We start from the raw sequence: 20,379 nt of genomic DNA on the forward strand, positions 1-20,379 counted from the left end.
TGCCGGCTGGACGCGCAAGCGGAGGTCCTCCTCCCACCTGATCGGCCGAAAGGCCGACGGGTCAAGGATCACAACCAGGGTTCTCGTCGCGAGAGCTCAGTGACCCCGCATGCGTGACGTGCGGGGTTTTGTGTTTTCTCGCGCGGTCGAGCATCAAGCGGAAGTCCTTTGGAGGTCCCATCAGCACCGAGCCCCGCATCAACGATCGTATTCGCGTGCCGGAGGTTCGCCTCGTCGGCCCGAACGGCGAGCAGGTCGGCATCGTCTCGATCGGCGATGCACTGAAGCTGGCCCAGGAGAGCGACCTCGACCTCGTCGAGGTCGCGGCGACGGCCCGGCCGCCCGTGTGCAAGCTCATGGACTACGGCAAGTTCAAGTACGAGTCGGCCATGAAGGCGCGCGAGGCCCGCCGTAACCAGGCACACACGATCATCAAGGAGATCAAACTCCGGCCGAAGATCGACCCGCACGACTACGAGACCAAGAAGGGTCACGTCGTGCGCTTCCTCAAGGCGGGGGACAAGGTCAAGGTCACGATCATGTTCCGGGGTCGCGAGCAGTCCCGGCCGGAGTTGGGCTTCCGGCTGTTGCAGCGGCTCGCCGAGGACGTCACCGAGCTGGGCTTCGTGGAATCGCAGCCCAAGCAGGACGGGCGAAACATGATCATGGTCATCGGCCCGCACAAGAAGAAGGCCGAGGCCAAGGCCGAGAAGGCCGCGGCCAAGGCGCAGCGCGCGTCGGACTCCGAGTCCGAGTTCGAGTCCGAGTCCGTGGAGCAGGAGTCAGCGCCCGCGGAGTGACGCGCGCGTCTGAGGGATCAGACACGCATGGAGAAGCCGAGACCGGGACGGTCTCGCAGAGCCAGGCATGCCGTCGGCTCGGGTCACCGGCCCGGGCCTTCGGCACGACCAATGAGGGAGAGACGGCTGAGATGCCGAAGATGAAGACGCACAGTGGTGCGAAGAAGCGGTTCCGGTTGACCGGCTCCGGCAAGATCGTGCGCCGGCGTGCGAACCGGAAGCACCTTTTCGAGCACAAGCCGTCCACCCGCACGCGCCGGCTCGAGGGTGACGTCGTGATCAGCGACGCCGACGCCAAGAAGATCAAGAAGCTGCTCGCGAAGTAACCGACCCCGGGGAGACTGAACAACATGGCACGCGTGAAGCGGGCGCTCAACGCCAAGAAGAAGCGCAGGGTCGTCCTCGAGCGGGCGAGCGGTTACCGTGGGCAGCGGTCCAGGCTGTACCGCAAGGCCAAGGAGCAGATGCTCCACTCGATGACCTACGCCTACCGGGACCGCAAGGACAAGAAGGGCACCTTCCGGCGCCTGTGGATCCAGCGGATCAACGCGGCGGCCCGTGCGAACGGCATCACCTACAACCGGTTCATCCAGGGTCTGCGCCTCGCGGGCATCGAGGTGGACCGCAAGATCCTCGCCGACCTCGCGGTGAACGACAGCCAGACCTTCGCCACGCTGGCCGAGGCGGCGAAGAAGGCTCTTCCGGCCGACGTGAACGCGCCGGTCGCCTGAGTCAGACGCGATTCAGCATTCATAGGGGCTCACCGGCATCCGGTGGGCCCCTTTTGACGAGGGAAGGCATGGCCGGAACCGAGCTCACCAACATCAGGTCCCCGCGGGTGAAGGCCGCCCGGCGGCTCACGAAGCGCGCTTTCCGGGACCGCGACCGGGCCTTCCTGGCCGAGGGGCCGCAGGCCGTACGCGAGGCTCTCGCGCTCGACGGCGTGACCGTGGAGCTGTTCGCCACGGCCGAGGCCGAGATCAGGCACGCCGACATCATCGGGGCCGCGGAGGCCGCGGGCGTCCCGGTGCTCCGGGTCAGCGGCGAGGTCATGGCCGAACTGGCCCAGACCGTCACCCCGCAGGGGCTGATGGGCGTCTGCCGGTTCGTCCACGTCCCGCTCTCCGAGGCGGTGCCGTCCGGCGCGCGGCTGGTCGCCCTCCTCGCCCACGTCCGCGACCCCGGTAACGCCGGCACCGTCCTGCGCACGGCCGACGCCGCCGGTGCCGACGCGGTCGTCTTCACCGACGCCTCCGTCGATCCGTACAACGGCAAGTGCGTCCGGGCCAGCGCGGGCAGCCTGTTCCACCTCCCCGTCGCCACCGGCGCGCGGGTGGAGGACGCGGTGCGGCACGTACGGGACGCGGGGATGCGCGTCCTCGCGGCGGACGGCACCGGCAAGGCGACCCTCGACGACGTCGATCTCAGCGTGCCCACCGCGTGGCTCTTCGGCAACGAGGCGTGGGGGCTGCCCCCGGCGCTGCTCGAACTCGCCGACGAGGTGGTGCGGGTGCCGATCTACGGGCGGGCCGAGAGCCTCAACCTCGCCACCGCCGCCGCGGTCTGCCTGTACGCCTCGGCGCGGGCGCAGCGGTAGACCTTACATCGCGTGGAAGATCCATCTACCCCCGCGGTCTGACACGGCCGACTAGAGCGGGAAACCCGCTATTGTCGGCCTTGGAGCGCGCACGGTTCCCCATCCGGCGTGCTTTCACAGGTTCGAGGGAGGCGGTCGCGTGCGAGGTGAGGGCACTCCCCGGGGCGCCCGAAAACCGGTCGCGGGCGGGAGTGCGGACGTCTGTGCCGACGATCTCCCCGACGGCCTCGTCGTGACCGACTCCGACGGCGTCGTCCTGGTCGTCAACCGGGCCGCGGAGCGGCTGACCGGAGTGGCCCGCCGCGCGGCGGTGGGACGGCACGTCACCGACGTGCTGCCGTTCCGCGACCCGGAGGGCCGCGACTGGTGGAAGTGCCTCGACCCGCACGGCGGCCTGCCCACCCGGACCCGCCAGCCCGAGCGCCCGGTGCACCTTCCGGGGCGGCAGGAGGTGCTGCTCGCAGCCCGGCTGGTCCGCTGTCCGGAGCGCGGTGGCCCCGTGGCCCGCGTGGTGGTCACGCTGCGGGACGCCTCGGCCCGGGCCCGGCTGGAACGCAGCCGGGCCGACCTCGTCTCCACTGTCGCGCACGAGCTGAGGTCGCCGCTGACCAGCGTCAAGGGGTTCACCGCGACGCTGCTGGCCAAGTGGGGCCGATTCACCGACGCGCAGAAGCTCGTCATGCTGCAGACCGTCAACGCTGACGCCGACCGGGTCACCCGGCTGATCACCGACCTGCTCGACGTGTCCAGGATCGAGTCCGGCCGGCTGGAGGTCCACCGCCAGGTCGTCGACATCCCCGCGCGCGCCCGTCGGCTCATCGAGGGCCGGATCGCCGCGGGGGAGTCCGCCGACCGGTTCTCCCTGGACGTACGCGGCGAGTTGCCCGAGACCTGGTGCGACCAGGACAAGATCGACCAGATTCTCGGCAACTTGCTGGAAAACGGGGTGCGCCACGGGCGCGGTACGGTGACGATAGTGGTCGAAGCCGTCGAATTGGGAGTGGCTGTGTCTGTGCGTGATCAGGGTGAGGGCGTCGCGCCCGAGCTGGTCACGCGCGTCTTCCGGCAGTTCTGGCGCGGCAACGGCCGCAGGCGGGGCGGCACCGGCCTCGGCCTCTTCATCGTCAAGGGCCTGGTCGAGGCCCACGGCGGCACGATCACCGTGCAGCGCGCCCCCGGCGGCGGCGCCGAGTTTCGATTTACCGTGCCCACCGGGACCCCTGACTTCGCCTGACCCCGAAGCTGAATTCTTCGCCGCCGGAGTCAGAGCCGATCTCAGCCCGGTGGGCGCCCCGAGGGCCCGGCGGCCCCGTCCCCGCACGGGTGGCCGGCCGCGCCGGAGCCTCCGCCACCGATCTTGGCGGGGGCGTATCTTGACCCATCCGGCACTAGACTCGTGCACGCTTAAGCCCTGGATACGGAGCTCTCTCTTGTCGAACACCTATGACCCGGTCGAGGTGACGCCGCTGCACGCCGACGAGGTCGCGCGGGCACAGGCCGACGCCCTCGCCGCGATCGCGGCGGCGCGCGACCTCGACGAACTGAAGCAGGTACGGCTCGCGCACGCAGGCGACCGCTCGCCGATCGCGCTGGCCAACCGCGAGATCGGCGCGCTGCCGCCGCAGGCGCGCTCCGAGGCGGGCAAGCGCATCGGCGGCGCGCGCAAGGCGATCGGGCAGGCGCTCGCCGCCCGCCAGGCCGAGCTGGAGGCCGAGCGCGACGCGCGCGTCCTTGTCGAGGAGACCGTCGACGTCACCCTTCCGTGGGACCGGCGGCCGCGTGGCGCCCGCCACCCGTTGACCACGCTGCAGGAGCGCGTCGCCGACGCGTTCGTGGCGATGGGATACGAGGTGGCCGAGGGGCCCGAGCTCGAAGGCGAGTGGTTCAACTTCGACGCGCTGAACATCGCGCCGGACCACCCCGCGCGCTCCGAGCACGACACGTTCTTCGTCGAGAGCACGGCCTCCGGCAAGGTGCTGCGCACCCAGACGTCGCCGGTGCAGATCCGCGCCCTGCTGTCGCGTGAGCTGCCGGTCTACGTCGTGTCCCCGGGCAAGGTCTTCCGCACCGACGAGCTGGACGCCACGCACACGCCGGTCTTCCACCAGGTCGAGGGGCTCGCGATCGACAAGGGGCTGACCATGGCCCACCTCAAGGGCACGCTCGACCGGTTCGCCGAGGTGATGTTCGGTGAAGGCATCACCACCCGCTTCCGGCCCAACTACTTCCCGTTCACCGAGCCGTCCGCCGAGATGGACCTGCGCTGCTTCGTCTGCCGCGGCGCGTCGGCCGCGCCGGGCAACCCGCCGTGCCGCACCTGCAAGTCGGAGGGGTGGATCGAGTGGGGCGGCTGCGGCATGGTCAACCCGCGGGTTCTGATCGCCTGCGGCGTGGACCCGTCGGTCTACTCCGGCTTCGCGTTCGGGATGGGCATCGAGCGCACCCTGATGTTCCGCAACAACGCCGAGGACATGCGTGACATGGTCGAGGGCGACATCCGCTTCACCCTGCCGTTCGGAATGGAGGTCTGATGAAGGTCCCGCTTTCATGGCTGCGGGAGTACGTCGATCTCCCGGCCGTCACGGCCCAGGAGGTGGCCGACAAGCTCACCTCCGCCGGTCTCAAGCTTGAGGCGATCACCGCCCACGGCCACGAGATCAAGAACGTCGTCGTCGGACAGGTCGTCGTCATCGAGGAGCTCACCGGCTTCAAGAAGCCGATCAGGCACTGCCTGGTCGAGGTGGGGGAGGCCGCGCCGCGCGAGATCGTGTGTGGCGCGACCAACTTCTCCGAGGGCGCGATCGTGCCGGTCGCGCTGCCCGGCGCCGTCCTGCCCGGCGGTTTCGAGATCGGCGCCCGCAAGACGTACGGGCGGCAGTCGGAGGGCATGATCTGCTCGGAGGCCGAGCTGGGCATCGCCGAGTCCTCGCCGGGCATCCTGCTGCTCCCGCAGGACACGCCGATCGGGGCCGACGTCGTCGAACTCCTCGGCCTGCGCGACGATGTGCTTGAGCTGGAGATCACGCCCGACTGCGGGTACGCGCTGTCGATCCGGGGCGTGGCGCGTGAGGCCGCGACCGCGTTCGGCGTGCCGTTCCGCGACCCGGCCGCGGCCGAGCTGCCAGCCGCGTCCGGCCCGTCCTACCCGGCGTCGATCGCCGATCCGACGGCCTGCGACCGGTTCGTGCTGCGTTCGGTGTCCGGGTTCGACCCGGCCGCCGAGAGCCCGCTGTGGATGCGGGTGCGGCTCATCCGCGCCGGGATGCGCCCCGTCTCGCTCGCCGTGGACGTCACGAACTACGTGATGCTGGAGCTGGGCCAGCCGCTGCACGCGTTCGACCGGTCCCGCCTGTCCGGCGAGATCGTCGTACGGCGGGCCGCGCCGGGGGAGACCCTGGAGACGCTCGACCACGTGACGCGGAAGCTCCACGTGGAGGACATCCTCATCACCGACCACACCGGGCCGATCTCGATGGCCGGCACGATGGGCGGGCTCCACACCGAGATCTCCGGCTCCTCGACCGACGTCGTGATCGAGGCGGCGCACTTCTCCGCCACGGGCATCGCCAGGGAGTCCCGCCGGCACGACCTGGTCAGCGAGGCGTCCAAGCGGTTCGAGCGGGGCGTGGACCGGGAGCTGCCGCTGGTCGCCTCCTGGCGCGCCGTCCAGCTCCTGGTCGAGCTGGGCTCCGGCACCGCCGACCCGGGCGTCACGCACGCCGAGGTGGACGTCGCCCCGGTCCGGGTCGTCATCCCGGCCGACTACCCGGGACGCGTCGCGGGCGTGCCGTACGAGCGGGAGACCGTGATCCGCCGGCTGGAGCAGGTGGGCTGCGCGGTCGTCGAGGGCGCGGACGCGGCGAGCGGCGACGGCGGCGCCCATGGTGTGGCCGCGACCGGCGTGGTGTCCTCGGGTGACCTGCACGAGAAGCTGGCCGTGCGCGGCGACGACCTGCTCACGGTCACCCCGCCGTCGTGGCGGCCGGACCTGACCGACCCGAACGACCTGGCGGAGGAGGTCATCCGCCTGGAGGGCTACGAGGGCCTGCCCTCGGTTCTGCCCCCGGCCCCCGCCGGGGCCGGGCTGACCGAGGAGCAGCGGCTGCGCCGCCGGGTTGGCCGGGCGCTGGCCTACGCGGGCTACGTCGAGGTGCTCTGCTACCCGTTCATGGGCCTCCGCGACCTGGACGACCTGCAGCTTCCCGCGGACGACCCGCGCCGGCGGGCGACCCGGCTGGTCAACCCGCTCAGCGAGGACGAGCCGTACATGCGGACCACCCTCCTGCCGGGCCTGCTGAAGACGCTGGTCCGGAACGTGGGCCGCGGCTTCGGCGACGTGGCGCTGTTCGAGACCGGCCTTGTCTACCGGCCGGAGCCGGACGCCCCGGCGGCCGCGCCGGTGCTCACCGTGGACCGCAAGCCCACGGCGGAGGAGCTGGCCCAGATCGAGAGCGCGCTGCCGCGGCAGCCGTTCCGTGTCGCCACCGTGCTGGCCGGGGAGTTCGACCGGTCCGGCTGGTGGGGTGCGGGCCGCCAGGCCTCCTGGGCGGACGCGATCGAGGCGGCGCGGACCGTGGCTCGCGAGGCCGGTGTCGAGCTGGAGGCGCGGGCCGACCGGCACGAGCCGTGGCACCCGGGCCGGTGCGCCGCGCTGTACGTGGGGGACGTCCTCGTCGGGCACGCCGGCGAGCTGCACCCCCGCGTCGTCGAGGCGTGCGGCCTGCCGCCGCGCACCGCCGCGATGGAGCTGGAGCTGTCGCTGCTGACCCCGCCGGGGCCGGCGCAGGCGCCCGCCGTGTCGGCGTACCCGGTGGCCACCCAGGACGTGGCGCTGGTCGTCCGCTCCGAGGTGACCGTCGCGGAGGTCGAGGCCGCGCTGCGCGAGGGCGCCGGCGAGCTGCTGGAGTCGGTCCGGCTGTTCGACGTGTACACGGGCGAGCAGGTGGAGGAAGGCCACGCGTCCCTGGCGTACACGCTGCGGTTCCGCGCGCCGGACCGCACGCTCACCGTGGAGGAGACGACGGCCGCCCGCGACGCCGCCGTGGCGCTCGCCCACGAGCGGACCGGGGCCCGGCTGCGCGGCGTCTGACCCGCACGTTCACGACCCCACCGATGCCCGTCCGGCCTCCCGCCGGGCGGGCATCGCCGTGTCCGGAGGCGAAATCACCCATTGATGCGAGGGTTACCAACGAGTATCGTCCAGAGCTGAGCAGCCCTCATATTCGCGCGCGAAACCTGTAACCCCTGACACCCCCCGGCTTCTCGCGAAGGGAAGTTCGCCATGCACGCGCGCCTTCGAGGGGCGCTCACGGCCACTGCCGTGCTCGCCCTCGTGATCACCGGCTTACCGGCGACATCGGCCGCCTCCGCCTCCGCCTCGTCGTCCTCCTCCTCTTCTTCTTCCTCCTCCTCCTTGTCCTCCTTGTCGGCGGCCGACGCGGTCACCGACGACTACTGCCTCGGCCAGTGCGCCGACATCCTCCCCCCTGGCCAGAACGGCAACGCCACGCTGGTCGACATCGTCGGGAACCAGACCCTCGGCACCCGCCCGGCGCACAACGCCGACCAGCTCGGCAGGTACGCCGGGCTCATCTCCGGCTACACCGGCCTGACCGACGACCAGATCGCGTCGTTCTTCAACGACGCCTCCTTCGGCGTGCCCGCGGGGCAGGTCGAGAGCACGGTCAGCCCCCGTTCGGACGTCACGATCGTCCGCGACAAGGCCACCGGCGTGCCGCACATCACCGGCACCACCCGCGAGGGCACCATGTTCGGCGCCGGGTACGCGGGCGGGCAGGACCGTCTGTGGGTCATGGACCTGATGCGGCACGTCGGCCGGGGCGACCTCACCCCGTTCGCCGGAGGCGCCCAGGGCAACCGGGAGCTGGAGCAGAGCGTCTGGCGTAACTCGCCCTACACCGAGGCGGACCTGCAGGCCCAGATCGACCGGCTGCGCGATTCCGGCCCACGGGGCGCCCAGCTCTACTCGGACGTACGTAACTACATCGACGGCATCAACGCGTACATCGACGTCTGCATGGCCAAACGCAACTGCCCGGGCGAGTACGTCCTGACCGGGCACCTCGACGCGATCACCAACAAGGGCGGTCCGGTCGACTTCACGATGACCGACCTGGTCGCGATCTCCGGCGTGATCGGCGGCCTGTTCGGCGGCGGCGGCGGAAACGAGATGCAGTCGGCCCTGGTCCGGGTCGCCGCGCGGGCCAAGTACGGCACCACCGCGGGCGACCAGGTCTGGGCGGCGTTCCGCGGCGAGAACGACCCCGAGACCGTGCTCACCCTCCACAACGGCCAGAGCTTCCCCTCCGGATCCGCGCCCGCCGGCGCCACCGGCGTCGTGCTGCCCGACCCCTCGACCGCGCCGGTCGACATCGTCGAGAACAGGACCGGGACCGCCACCACCGCCACGACCGCCGTGAAGAGCCCGCTGGACGGCCTCACCGTCGACAACGCCAAGCCGGGCATGTCGAACGCGATCGTCGTGTCGGCGGCCAAGTCGGGCTCCGGCCACCCCGTCGCCGTCTTCGGCCCGCAGACCGGCTACTTCTCCCCGCAGCTGCTCATGCTGGAGGAGCTGAACGGCCCCGGCATCCGGGCGCGCGGCGCCGCGTTCGCCGGGCTCAACCTGTACGTGCTGCTCGGCCGGGGCGCCGACTACGCCTGGAGTGCCACGTCGAGCACGCAGGACATCACCGACACGTACGCGATCACGCTGTGCGACCCGAAGGGCGGGACGCCGACCACGGCCTCCGAGCACTACCTGTACCGCGGCACCTGCACGGCGATGGAGACGCTGCGCAAGAAGAACTCCTGGAAGCCGAACACGGCCGACTCCACCGGGGCCGGGTCGTACGAGCTGGTGGTCAAGCGCACGAAGTACGGCCTGGTGACGTGGCGCGGCACCGTGGACGGGGCGCCGACCGCCTTCACCTCGCTCCGCTCGACCTACCGGCACGAGCCCGACTCGGCGATGGGCTTCCAGATGTTCAACGACCCGGCCGAGATGGGGTCGGCCGCCGCGTTCCAGAACTCCGCCGCCAACATCGGCTTCGCGTTCAACTGGTTCTACGTGAACTCGACCGACGCGGCGTACTTCATGTCCGGGAGCGCCCCGGTGCGCTCGGCCGTCTCCGACCCGAACCTGCCGATGGTCGCGGACGCCGCGCACGAGTGGACCGGGTACGACCCGGACGCCAACAGCGCGACGTACGCGGCGGCGAGCACCCACCCGCAGGCGGTCAACCAGGACTACTTCGTGAGCTGGAACAACAAGCAGGCCAAGGACTACGGGGCGGCCGACGGCAACTTCAGCTTCGGCTCCGTCCACCGCGGCGACCTGCTGGACGCGCCGGTGAAGGCCGCTCTCGCCTCGGGCACCCTGGACCGGGCCGGCACCGTGAAGATCATGGCGAACGCCGCGATCACGGACCTGCGCGGCTGGAAGGTCCTGCCCAACCTGCTCCGCGTGATCAACAGCGCCGACGTGACCGACCCGACGCTCGCCTCGGCCGTCGCCAAGCTGTCCGCCTGGGCCTCCGCCGGAGCCCGCCGCGCCGAGACCTCCCCGGGCAGCAAGACGTACGCGCACGCCGACGCGATCCGCTTCTTCGACGCCTGGTGGCCCAAGCTGGTGCGGGCGCAGTTCCAGCCCGGCCTCGGCGACGGGCTCTACCGGTCGCTGGTCGACGCCCTGCAGATCAACGAGTCGCCGTCCGGACGGCAGCAGGGCGACACCTCCACCCTCGTCACCTCGGCGAACGAGGCCCAGACGCACAAGGGCTCCTCGTTCCAGTACGGCTGGTGGGGCTACGTCGACAAGGACATCAGGAACGTGCTGGGCGACACCGTAGGGGGGACGCTCCCGGCCCGGTACTGCGGAGCCACCGTGCAGGCGTGCCGTACGGTCCTGCTGGACAGCCTGTCCGCGGCGCTTGTGGAGACGGCGGCGGTCACCTACCCGGCCGACGACGTCTGCTCCGCCGGCGACCAGTGGTGCGCGGACGCGGTGCGGCAGTCGCCGCTCGGCGGGATCAAGCAGGACCTGATCTCCTGGCAGAACCGGCCGACCTACCAGCAGGCGGTCTCCTTCCCGGCCCGGCGCGGTGACAACGTCGCCAACCTGGCCGCCGGGGCCACGGCGAGCGCGTCGAGCAAGGAGAGCTTCCTCTACCCGCCCGCCAACGCGAACGACGGCGACCGCTCCACCCGCTGGTCCAGCGCGTTCAGCGACAACCAGTACATCCAGGTGGACCTCGGGGCGGTCACGACCGTGGGCCGGGTGATCCTGCGCTGGGAGGCGGCGTACGGCAAGGCGTACCGGATCCAGACGTCCACCGACGGGAGCGCCTGGACCACGGTCTCCACGACCACGGCCGGCGACGGCGGCGTGGACAACGTCGCCTTCGCCCCGGTGAACGCGCGCTACGTCCGCATGCAGGGCGTCACGCGGGCCACGTCCTACGGCTACTCGCTCTACGAGTTCGAGGTGTACGGCCGTTAGGCGGCGGAGCCGCCCCGGCCTCGGGGTGAACGTTTCACCCCGGGGCCGGGGCACGGCCCGCGTCTGATCCCCGGAGGCACCAGGTCACCGGGTCCCGGCCGGGACGGTGTGCGGCCCGCGAGAAGTGGGGCTGGTCGTGGAACGCGACAGGCCCGTACTCTCCGGCCATGGCCTGGAGGACCCGTGTCCCTGACCGTCCCGTGGACTCCGCCGCCCCCCGGAGGCACTCGCTGCTCGCGTTACCGGCCGTCCGCCGGGTGCTCGCGGCCGTCCCGCCGCCGGGCCGGTGGCCACGCCACGTCGTCGCGCTCGCTGCTTTATGCGCCGTGGCCGCCGGGGTGTACTCCCTCCACGGGCTGACCAAGCTGCGCGCCTTCCGCACCGGCACGTACGATCTGACGATCTTCGACCAGGCGGTGCGCGGCTACGCCCACTTCCGGCCGCCCGTCGTGCCGCTCCTGGGTGTCACGCTGGATCGGGGGACGGACTACCTCCAGCTCGCCGACCACTTCTCGCCGATCCTGGCCCTGCTCGCGCCGCTGTACTGGCTGCACGACGAGCCCGCGACGCTCATCGTGGCCCAGGCCGTGCTGTTCGCGCTGGCTGTCCCGTTCCTGTGGACGTTCACCCGCCGCCGGCTCGGCACCGCTCCCGCCTACCTGGTCGCGGTCGCGTACGCGCTGTCCTGGCCGATCGCGCAGACCGTCGGCGTGGAGTTCCACGAGGTTGCCTTCGTCCCCGTCCTGACCGCCGCCGCGATCGAACGGCTGGACGCGGGGAGGCGGCTCACCGGCCTCCTCGCACTGGCCGGACTGCTGCTGACCAAGGAGGATGCCGGGCTGATCGTGGCCGGCGTCGGCGCCTGGCTGTTCCTCACCCGGCGGCGGCGTCTCGGCGCGGCGGTCGTCGTCGGGGGCGTGGCCGCGATGGAACTCACCCGCAAGGTGCTGATCCCGCTCGCGGGCGGCCGGGCGGACGATCGCTGGTACTTCTCCCAGCTCGGCGCGGACCTGCCCGCCGTGCTGCGCACGGCCGTGACCGACCCGCTGCGCGTCCTCGGCGTGCTGACCGCCGACCAGGTCAAGCTGGACACGACCGCGCTGCTGTTGTGGCCGACGCTCTTCCTCTGCCTCCTGTCGCCGATCGCGCTGGCGGCGCTGCCGCACGTCGCCGAGCGGATGCTGTCCGACGCGCCCAACTGGTGGTCCACCGCCTGGCACTACGACGCGTTCACCGTCGCGATCCTCTTCCTCGCCGGGGTGGACGGCACGGCGCGCCTGATCCGGTGGCTGCGCCGGAAGGAGCGGATCACGGAGCCGGAACGGCTCGGCCTGCTGTGGTCCGTCGCGATCTGCGCCGTCGCGCTCACCCTGGTACCGCACCGCCCCTTCGGCGAGCTGCTCCGTCCGGACTTCTACGCCGCGGACGCCCGGGCGGCGGCGCGGCAGGAGGCGCTCGCGCTGATCCCCGACGGCGTGGTGGTGGAGGCGAGCAACGACTTCGGCCCCCACCTGTCCGCCCGCGACACGGTCCTCTGGTGGGACTACCGCCACCGGAGGACTCCGTGGATCATCGCGTCGGCGGGACAGGACCTGCGCGGCGTGATCGACGACTACGTGCGGGACGGCTATCGCCTGCTCTTCGACCGGGAGGACATCGTCGTCCTGCGCCTCGGCGGATAGCCGGTCGCGATGTGCCGCGCGCCCCCGCGTGAGCCGTACGGGGGCGCATCGGTCAAAAGCGGTCGATCTCGGTGAGGTCGATGTCGATCTCGAAGGGCAGCGAGACCTTGAGCCGGTCGTGATGGATGCCGGTGAGGAAGTAAGCCGAGGTCCCGGGGTCGATCTCGTAGACGTAGACGGCGGGCCGACCCTTCTGGTTCTCCACCCGCCAGAAGTGTGGGATGCCCGCCTCGGCGTACAGCACCGGCTTGCGCTTGCGGTCGCGGACCTCGGACTCCGGTGAGACGACCTCGACGACCAGGACCGCGTCGGCCGCCTGGTAGGCGGTCTGCTCGTCCTCCTGCTCCGCCTCGGCGCGGATGACGCTCACGTCGGGCTCCGGCCGCTGGCGTGAGTCGAGGACCAGGCTCATCTCGCGCCGGACTCGCAGCTCGCGCGGGGCGACTCCGCGCAGAGCGTTCTCCAGAAGGGACACGGCACGGGAGTGGAAGGAGGACTGAGGGCTCACGAAGACCAAGCTTCCGTCAATCAACTCCGTGTGCGCAGGCAAATCCGGAATGTGATCGAGGTCCGCGGCCGTGTAGCCCTTGAGCGGGGGGAAAACCCAGCCGGGCAGCTCCGATGAGTCGCTCATGACGTCGCTCCGTGCCTCTGCCTCCGCCGCTGGTGTCGTCTTCGCCGCTGCCGTAGTCTCCGTCGTCTCTGTCTCCGCTACCGCTGCCGTCATGCGCACATCGTAACCAGCCGGTCTCGCTGAGGGGCGGGTTCGTCCGGGTTGTGTCAGGTGGCCGCGGGCTGCTCCGCGCGGCGGGCGCGTTCGGCGAGGGCGTGCTCGTCGGTGCGCGCGTCGTAGCGGCGGAAGCGGGGCAGCGCGGCCGCCATCGCGGCCACCGCGCCCACGCACAGCAGGCCGCCGAACCCCAGCGAGAAGCGGGCGCCGCCCCAGCCGGCCAGCGCCCCGGCGCGCACGTCGCCGAGCATCGGGCCGGTCGAGTAGGAGAGTAGCTCGATCCCCGCGAGGCGGCCGCGGTACTCGTCGGGGATGGTCTGGTTCCAGATCGTGCCGCGGAAGAGGCCGCTCACCATGTCCGCGCCGCCCGCGACGGCGAGGAACAGGAAGACCAGCCACACGTTCGGCATGATCGCCGCGATCGCCACCGAGACGCCCCACAGCGCGGCCGACACGATCACGGCCATCCCGTGCCGGTGCACGTGGGCGGTCCAGCCGGAGGTCAGCGAGGCGATCACCGAGCCGACCCCTCCGGCGGCGTACAGCAGGCCGAGCGCCTGCGGCGTCCCCAGGTCGTCGGCGAGGAACGGGAACAGCGCGGTCGAGCTGGCGAACGCCATCGCGGCGATGTCGACGAGATAGGTGCCCATCAGGTCGGGGCGCCGGACGGCGTAGCGGACGCCCTCGGCCAGTGACCGCAGCGAGGCGGGGGAGGCGTCCTGGGGGCGCGGCACGGGGCGCACCCGCACCAGCAGCGCCAGTGAGACCAGGAACGAGGCCATGTCGATGCCGTACGACACGGCGGGGCCGAGCGCGATGACGACCAGCCCGCCGACAGCGGGGCCGACGATGACCGCGCTGTTGCGGACGAGGCCCTGCAACGCGTACGCGGCGGTCATCTGGTCGAGCTTGACCACCCGGTTGATCATCGCCTGCTCGCTCGGGCCGCGTACGCTGCTGAACCCGGCGGACAGGGCGCCCGCGACATAGAGGAGCCAGACCTGCGGATGGGGCAGCAGGGCGTTGACCAGCAGGATGCCGGTCGCGACGCAGAGCCCCAGCTCGGAGTAGATCACGATCTTGCGCCGGTCGAGCGCGTCGGCGATCGCGCCGCCCCACAGCCCGCAGACCACCATCGGCACGAACTCGGCCATGCTCACCAGACCGACCGCGAGCGGTGACCCGGTGAGCTGTTTCACCTGGTACGGCACGGCCACCATCGTGAAGAGGGCGCCGAGCAGGGTGATCAGGCTGGAGCCGAGCAGGAGGCGGAAGTCGCGGGACTCGCGCAGCGGGGTGACGTCGACGCGCATCCGGCGGGCCAGCGCACGCAGCGATCGATCCGAGCGTTCAGACACGAACGGCCATGTTCGCCGAGTGACGGATCGCCGGGCAATCGATTTTCGGGGGTGCGACGGGGCGCGGTCCCGCGTACGCCGGGGGACGCCCCGTCGCTCACATCGCGGGCACCTTGTCGAGGAAGCCGTGCACGTCGCGGATGCGCCCGTCGGCGTCCAGCGCGGCGACGTCGAAGCCGACCACGACCGGCTCGACGGCCCCCTCCGGAGCAAGGTGCCAGGTGAACCGCACGATGTCGTGGTGGCCGTCGAGCACCTCGCCGCGGCTGAACACGAAGCCGGGGAACATTCCCTGGGCTCCGGCGATCACGGCGGCGATGGCGTCGTGGCCGCGCACGGCCGCCATCGGGTCGGTGTAGCCGCCGTCCTCGGCCCACAGCTCGGCCACGGCCGCGGCGCGGGCGGCGGCGTCGGTCTCGTTCCAGGTGGCGATGTAGCGGTCGACCAGGGTGGAAAAGTCGCTCACGGGGACTCCTCAGTTCGCGTGTCTTCGTTGACACGGGAAAGTTCCCATGACGCGATGCGCCCCGTCGATTACTCGCCAGGTAACCCGGCGCGCTACCGAGGCGCGCCGGGATCCCGGGTCAGGAGCCGAGGACGCGGCGGCGCAGCGCGGTCTTGAGGATCTTGCCGCCGGGGTTGCGGGGCAGCTCCTCCTCCAGGAACCAGACCGTCGCCGGCACCTTGAACCCGGCGAGGCGTTCGCGCACGAAGGTCCGCAGCTCGTCCGCGGAGACGTCCGAGCCCGGCGCGCGCCGCACCACAGCGCCGACCTCCTCACCCAGCTCCTCGTGCGGGACGCCGATCACCGCCACGTCGTCGACGCCAGGGTGATCGAACAGCGCGGCCTCGACCTCGGCGCAGTAGACGTTCTCGCCGCCCCTGATGACCATGTCCTTGGCCCGGTCGACGATGTAGACGAAGCTCTCCTCGTCCACCCGGGCGAGGTCGCCGGTGTGCAGCCAGCCGTCCACGAAGGTCTGCGCGGTGGCCTCCGGCTGGTTCCAGTAGCCGCTGATCACGATCGGCCCGCGGATGCACAGCTCGCCGACCTCGCCCGGAGGCAGCTCCGCCCCGCCCGGGTCGCAGATCTTGACGTCGTTCACGGCGAGCGGGAGGCCGATGCTGTCCGGCCGCGCCGCGTAGTCCGTGCCGCAGTTGTAGATGGCCAGCCCCGTCGTCTCGGTCATGCCGTACCCGTTGGCGGGTGCGCGGCCCGGCAGCAGCTCGGTGATGCGCTCCCGCAGCTTGGGTGGGGCCGGCGCGCCGCCGTAGGAGATGGAGCCCAGGGACGAGATGTCGTAGCGCTCCAACGCGGGGTGGGAGAGGAGCTGCCAGGCGTTGGTCGGCACACCGGCGAGGCCGGTGACCCGCGCGCGCTCGATGGTCCGCAGCGCGCGTTCGGCGTCCCACTTGTACATGAGGGCGAGCCCGCCCCCGCTGAAGATCGTCGGGATCAGCACCGCGAAGCAGCCGGTCACGTGGAACAGCGGCACCGCGAGGAGCGTGACCCGTTCGGCCGAGGTCGTCTCCGCCGGGTCCTTCCCGGCGAGTAGCGTCGCGCGCATCATCGCGTACGCCACGGTCATCGGGGCCTGGCCGAGGTTGCGGTGGGTGCCGAGCGCGCCCTTCGGGCGGCCGGTGGTCCCCGAGGTGTAGAAGATCGTGGCCAGGTCGTCGGGGCCGAGGTCGACGGGGGGCAGGGTGACGTCGGCCCGCACCTCGCCCATCACCTCGGCGAGATTCGCTCCCGGCCCGCGCGCGATGATCACCGGTATTTCGGGCCCGCCCGCCTCCGCGGCGCGCTCGGCGCGCTCGGCGTCGGCGATCAGCAGTCTCGCCCCCGAGTCGGCCAGGCCGTACGCGAGCTCCTGGCCGGTCCACCACGCGTTCAGCGGCACGGCGACCGCCCCGGCGGCCAGGATCGCGGAGAACGCGACCACCCATTCGGGATAGTTCCGCATCGCGAGGGCCACCCGGTCGCCCCTGCGGAGGCCGTAGTCCTCCACGAGACGCCGTGCCAGGGTCGCCGCGCGGCGGAAGTGCTCCTCGTAGGTGATCCGCTCGTCCTCGTAGATCAGGAAGACCTTCTCGCCTTGGAAACGGCTGTTCTGCAGCAGGTCCCGGAAGGTCCGGGGAGCGTGCTTCCACGCGCGGATCGTCGTCCCCCCGGCCTTCGCCTCTTCCATCTCGAAGAGCTGGCCGGGCGCGGTGAGCTGGGCCTGTACCTGGTCGTGCGTCATAGCCATGGACTGCGCTCCAAGCCGCGATGGTAACCGGAAAAATCACGATACCGACCGGTAGGTACGGACACCAGGGTGCCGATTCCCAAGGTCGTGGCAGGCGCGGACGGGGTCGTGCTCGCTTGCATGATCATGCTGAGATATGCATACTCTTCAGAGTAAGAAGATGTGCTCGTTCGCATGAACATGCAGGGGGATCGATGAGGGCGGCGATCGCGGGAGCGACGGGTTACGCGGGGGGTGAGCTGCTCCGGCTGCTGCTCGGGCATCCGTCCTTCGAGGTCGGCGCGCTGACCGCCGGCTCCAGCGCCGGCTCGCGCCTCGGCGAGCACCAGCCGCACCTGCCCGCCCTCGCCGACCGGCTCGTCCAGGAGACCACCGCCGAGACCTTGGCCGGTCACGACGTCGTCTTCCTCGCGCTGCCCCACGGGCAGTCCGGCGCCGTCGCCGCCGAGCTGGGCGAGGACACCGTCGTGGTGGACTGCGGCGCCGACTTCCGGCTGGAGAGCGCGCAGGACTGGGCCCACTTCTACGGCGGCGCCCACGCGGGCACCTGGCCGTACGGGCTGCCCGAGCTTCCCGGACAGCGCGAGGTGCTGCGCGGGGCCCGCCGCATCGCGGTGCCCGGCTGCTACCCGACCTCGGTGACGCTCGCGCTGTTCCCGGCCTTCGCCGCCGGCCTGGTCGAACCCGACGTGGTCGTGGTCGCCGCCAGCGGCACCTCGGGCGCCGGCCGCGCCCCCAAGACCCACCTCCTCGGCAGCGAGGTCATGGGCTCGGTCAGCGCGTACGGCGTCGGCGGCGTCCACCGGCACACCCCCGAGATGGAGCAGAACCTGGCGAAGGTCGCGGGAGCGCCGGTCCGGGTCTCTTTCACCCCGACGCTCGCGCCGATGAGCCGGGGCATCCTCGCCACCTGCACGGCCCCGGCCGTGCCCGGCCTCACCGCCGCCGCGCTCCGGGAGGCGTACGAGACGGCGGTCAAGGACGAGCCCTTCCTCCGCCTGCTGCCGGAGGGGACGTGGCCCGCGACCGCCATGACGGCCGGGGCCAACACCGCCGTCTTGCAGGTGGCCCTCGACGAGCGCTCCGGCAGGGTCGTCGCCGTCGCCGCCGTCGACAACCTGACCAAGGGCACGGCCGGCGGCGCGATCCAGAGCGTCAATCTGGCCCTCGGCCTGCCCGAGGAGCTCGGCCTTCCCGTGAACGGGCTGGCCCCGTGACCGCGGCGGAGTACGCGGCGCACCACAGCAGCGGGCGAACGCAAGAACGGCACGTGACAGGCGACAGCGGCCCGGGGCCGCGAGGCGAGGAGGAAGTATGAGCGTCACGGCTCCACTCGGGTTCCGGGCGGCGGGCATCGCGGCGGGCATCAAGGCGAGCGGCGCGCGCGACCTCGCGCTCGTCGTCAACGACGGGCCGTCCCACGCGGCGGCGGGCGTCTTCACCGCCAACCGCGTCAAGGCCGCCCCGGTGCTGTGGTCGGCGCAGGTGCTCTCCGGCGGCCGAGTCAAGGCGGTGGTCCTCAACTCCGGCGGCGCCAACGCCTGCACTGGGCCGCTCGGCTTCCAGGACACCCACGCCACGGCCGAGAAGGTCGCCGCCGCGCTCGCGGACTCGGCGGGCGAGATCGCGGTCTGCTCCACCGGCCTGATCGGCGAGCGGCTGCCGATGGACGCGCTGCTCGGCGGGGTCGAGACCGCGGTGTCCCAGCTCTCCAGGGACGGCGGCCTGGCCGCCGCCGACGCGATCAGGACCACCGACACGGTCAGCAAGATCGCCTTCCGCAGGGGAGAGGGCGGCTACATGGTCGGCGGCATGGCCAAGGGCGCGGGCATGCTCGCCCCGTCGCTGGCCACCATGCTCTGCGTCATCACCACCGATGCCGACCTCTCCTCCGAGGAGCTGGACGCGGTGCTGCGCAAGGCGACGGGCGTCACCTTCGACCGCCTGGACGCCGACGGTTGCATGTCCACCAACGACACCGTGCTGCTGCTGGCGAGCGGCGCCTCCGGCGTGCGGCCCGACCTCGCCGAGTTCGAGAAGGTCGTCACCAACGTCTGTGCCGACCTCACCCGCCAGCTCCTGGTCGACGCCGAGGGCGCGTCCAAGGCGATCACCATCGAGGTTGTGGGCGCGGCCGGCGTCGAGGACGCCGTCACGGTCGGCCGCGCGGTGGCCAGGAACAACCTGCTCAAGTGCGCGATCCACGGCGAGGACCCCAACTGGGGCCGGGTGCTGTCCGCGGTCGGCACGACCGACGCGGTCTTCGAGGCGGACCGGCTCAACGTGGCCATCAACGGCGTCTGGATCTGCCGCGGCGGCGCCGTGGGCGACGACCGTTCCAAGGTGGACCTGCGCCCCCGCGATGTGACGATCACGATCGACCTGTCGGCCGGTCCGCACTCCGCGACGATTCACACCACGGACCTCACCGCGGCGTACGTCCACGAGAACTCGGCGTACTCGTCATGACGCCCCGCAGGAACGGCGCGCTGGACAAGGCGCACACGCTCATCGAGGCGCTGCCCTGGATGGCGCGCTTCCACGGCGCGACCGTCGTCATCAAGTACGGCGGTAACGCGATGACCGAGGAGCACCTGCGCGAGAAGTTCGCCGCCGACGTGGTCTTCCTCAGGTACGCCGGGCTCCGCCCGGTGATCGTGCACGGCGGTGGCCCGCAGATCCAGCGGCAGCTCGACCTGCAGGGCATCGAGAGCCGCTTCGTCTCCGGCCTGCGGGTGACCACGCCCGAGGCCATGCAGGTGGTGCGCATGGTCCTCGTCGGCCAGGTCAACCGCGACGTGGTCGGCCTGATCAACCGGCACGGGCCCTTCGCGATCGGCATGTCCGGCGAGGACGCCCACCTGTTCACCGCCGAGCGCAAGCAGGTCGTCGTGGACGGCGTCGCCGTGGACATCGGCCAGGTCGGAGAGATCGTCGGCGTCGAGGTGGGAGCCGTCGAGGCACTGCTGAACGACAACCGGATCCCGGTCGTGTCGTCGATCGCGCGGGGCGAGGACGGCACCATCTACAACGTCAACGCCGACACCGCCGCCGCCGCGCTGGCGGTCGCGCTGGGCGCGTCCAAGCTGGTCGTGCTCACCGACGTCGAGGGCCTCTACGCCGACTGGCCGAACAGCGACGAGGTCGTCAGCAGGATCACCGCGACCGAGCTGGCCGAGCTGCTGCCCTCGCTGTCCAGCGGCATGGTCCCCAAGATGGAGGCGTGCCTGACCGCGGTGCGCGGCGGCGTCACGCGGGCGCACGTGCTCGACGGCCGGGTGCCACACTCCTTGTTGCTGGAGATCTTCACGGATGAGGGCATCGGCACGATGGTCCTGCCCGACTCCGCATCCGCCCCGGCCGAGCCCGGGCCGGCCGCCGTTCCGATCAAGGAGGACGCGTGAGCGAGGAGACGAAGCCGAGCCGGAACCCGGCCGGAGAG

16 protein-coding genes are annotated in these 20,379 nt (G+C 71.6%); 12 read left to right on the forward strand and 4 right to left on the reverse strand.

Annotated features, from left to right (window positions below; genetic code table 11):
• The first annotated feature begins 113 nt into the window (after window positions 1–113).
• From infC to ACQP1V_RS14535, 9 genes are all read left to right on the forward strand, one after another.
• Window positions 114–800 (forward strand): translation initiation factor IF-3, encoded by a 687-nt coding sequence (gene infC, locus ACQP1V_RS14495; protein ID WP_433422978.1) that lies wholly within the window; start codon window positions 114–116, stop codon window positions 798–800.
• A 131-nt stretch (window positions 801–931) separates the two neighbouring features.
• On the forward strand, window positions 932–1,126 hold the full coding sequence (gene rpmI / locus ACQP1V_RS14500) for a 50S ribosomal protein L35 (protein ID WP_067133961.1): 195 nt from the start codon (window positions 932–934) through the stop codon (window positions 1,124–1,126).
• A gap of 24 nt (window positions 1,127–1,150) precedes the next feature.
• Entirely contained in the window at window positions 1,151–1,531 is a 381-nt protein-coding gene (rplT, locus tag ACQP1V_RS14505; RefSeq protein WP_061257234.1) for a 50S ribosomal protein L20, read from the forward strand.
• 68 nt (window positions 1,532–1,599) lie between these two features.
• Entirely contained in the window at window positions 1,600–2,397 is a 798-nt protein-coding gene (locus ACQP1V_RS14510; protein WP_433422980.1) for a TrmH family RNA methyltransferase, read from the forward strand.
• Between the two features lie 139 nt (window positions 2,398–2,536).
• Window positions 2,537–3,631 (forward strand): ATP-binding protein, encoded by a 1,095-nt coding sequence (locus tag ACQP1V_RS14515; protein WP_433422982.1) that lies wholly within the window; start codon window positions 2,537–2,539, stop codon window positions 3,629–3,631.
• A 196-nt stretch (window positions 3,632–3,827) separates the two neighbouring features.
• Window positions 3,828–4,928: a phenylalanine--tRNA ligase subunit alpha gene (gene pheS / locus ACQP1V_RS14520; protein ID WP_387413506.1), complete on the forward strand. Its 1,101-nt coding sequence runs from the start codon at window positions 3,828–3,830 to the stop codon at window positions 4,926–4,928.
• Complete coding sequence (locus ACQP1V_RS14525; protein WP_433422984.1) at window positions 4,928–7,486, forward strand: phenylalanine--tRNA ligase subunit beta; 2,559 nt, start codon at window positions 4,928–4,930, stop codon at window positions 7,484–7,486. The genes pheS and ACQP1V_RS14525 overlap by 1 nt, the downstream gene beginning before the upstream one ends.
• 192 nt (window positions 7,487–7,678) lie before the next feature.
• Window positions 7,679–10,918 (forward strand): penicillin acylase family protein, encoded by a 3,240-nt coding sequence (locus ACQP1V_RS14530; protein ID WP_433422987.1) that lies wholly within the window; start codon window positions 7,679–7,681, stop codon window positions 10,916–10,918.
• A gap of 167 nt (window positions 10,919–11,085) precedes the next feature.
• On the forward strand, window positions 11,086–12,600 hold the full coding sequence (locus ACQP1V_RS14535; protein WP_433422990.1) for a DUF2079 domain-containing protein: 1,515 nt from the start codon (window positions 11,086–11,088) through the stop codon (window positions 12,598–12,600).
• Between the two features lie 52 nt (window positions 12,601–12,652).
• Here ACQP1V_RS14535 and ACQP1V_RS14540 read toward each other — a convergent pair whose 3' ends face one another.
• The 4 genes from ACQP1V_RS14540 to ACQP1V_RS14555 form a co-directional block, all read right to left on the reverse strand.
• Entirely contained in the window at window positions 12,653–13,234 is a 582-nt protein-coding gene (locus tag ACQP1V_RS14540) for a Uma2 family endonuclease (RefSeq protein WP_433422993.1), read from the reverse strand.
• Between the two features lie 146 nt (window positions 13,235–13,380).
• Window positions 13,381–14,688 (reverse strand): MFS transporter, encoded by a 1,308-nt coding sequence (locus ACQP1V_RS14545; protein ID WP_433422996.1) that lies wholly within the window; start codon window positions 14,686–14,688, stop codon window positions 13,381–13,383.
• Between the two features lie 97 nt (window positions 14,689–14,785).
• Window positions 14,786–15,154 carry a nuclear transport factor 2 family protein gene (locus ACQP1V_RS14550; protein WP_433422998.1) on the reverse strand — a complete coding sequence of 123 codons (369 nt, stop codon included), beginning with the start codon at window positions 15,152–15,154 and terminating at the stop codon, window positions 14,786–14,788.
• A 118-nt stretch (window positions 15,155–15,272) separates the two neighbouring features.
• Entirely contained in the window at window positions 15,273–16,937 is a 1,665-nt protein-coding gene (locus ACQP1V_RS14555; RefSeq protein WP_433423000.1) for a class I adenylate-forming enzyme family protein, read from the reverse strand.
• A 194-nt stretch (window positions 16,938–17,131) separates the two neighbouring features.
• Here ACQP1V_RS14555 and argC point away from each other — a divergent pair, with 194 nt between their 5' ends.
• The 3 genes from argC (at window position 17,132) to argB (ending at window position 20,341) form a co-directional block, all read left to right on the forward strand.
• Window positions 17,132–18,154: an N-acetyl-gamma-glutamyl-phosphate reductase gene (argC, locus tag ACQP1V_RS14560; RefSeq protein ID WP_433423003.1), complete on the forward strand. Its 1,023-nt coding sequence runs from the start codon at window positions 17,132–17,134 to the stop codon at window positions 18,152–18,154.
• 97 nt (window positions 18,155–18,251) lie between these two features.
• Complete coding sequence (gene argJ / locus ACQP1V_RS14565; RefSeq protein WP_387413523.1) at window positions 18,252–19,406, forward strand: bifunctional glutamate N-acetyltransferase/amino-acid acetyltransferase ArgJ; 1,155 nt, start codon at window positions 18,252–18,254, stop codon at window positions 19,404–19,406.
• Window positions 19,403–20,341 carry an acetylglutamate kinase gene (gene argB / locus ACQP1V_RS14570; protein WP_433423006.1) on the forward strand — a complete coding sequence of 313 codons (939 nt, stop codon included), beginning with the start codon at window positions 19,403–19,405 and terminating at the stop codon, window positions 20,339–20,341. Before argJ ends, argB begins: the two co-directional genes overlap by 4 nt.
• The last annotated feature ends 38 nt before the right edge of the window (window positions 20,342–20,379 follow it).

It is taken from the genome of Microtetraspora malaysiensis (assembly GCF_050947145.1).
Lineage (GTDB): Bacteria > Actinomycetota > Actinomycetes > Streptosporangiales > Streptosporangiaceae > Microtetraspora_A > Microtetraspora_A malaysiensis.